Source organism: Altererythrobacter sp. C41 (genome assembly GCF_016803135.1).
Classification (GTDB): Bacteria; Pseudomonadota; Alphaproteobacteria; order Sphingomonadales; family Sphingomonadaceae; genus Pelagerythrobacter.
Map to the genome: position 1 here is coordinate 1 of NZ_JAEVFE010000028.1, position 371 is coordinate 371.

1 protein-coding gene is annotated in these 371 nt (G+C 65.2%); it reads right to left on the reverse strand.

Going from position 1 to position 371, the window contains the following annotated elements:
* Nucleotides 1-371, reverse strand: a 371-nt coding sequence (locus tag JNO53_RS15270) for an Ig-like domain-containing protein (protein ID WP_203113643.1), incomplete at both ends; no start/stop codon positions are given.

The window sequence follows — 371 nt, forward strand, 5'->3', positions numbered from 1 at the left end:
CCATCGGGATCGCTGTCATTGGCAAGAACGCCCGCCGCGGCGGCAATGGTCAGCGTATTGTCCTCATCCACCGTATAACTATCGGCAACAGCAGCGGGCGCATCGTTCGTGCCGGTGACCGTGATGGTCAGCGTCGACGTCGCAGTGCCGCCGTCGCCGTCGGAGACGGTGTAACTGGCGACCACGTCGCGCGTCTCGCCGACCGCCAGGTCCTGATAGGCAGCATCGCTCGGATCGAAGCTGTAGCTGCCGTCGGCATTGAACGTCAGGCCGGCCACCGCGGCATCGAGCGTATAGCTCAGCGTGTCGCCGTCGGCATCGCTGTCGTTACCAGCAACAGTGCCGGTCACCGGCGCAGCATCCTCGGTGGC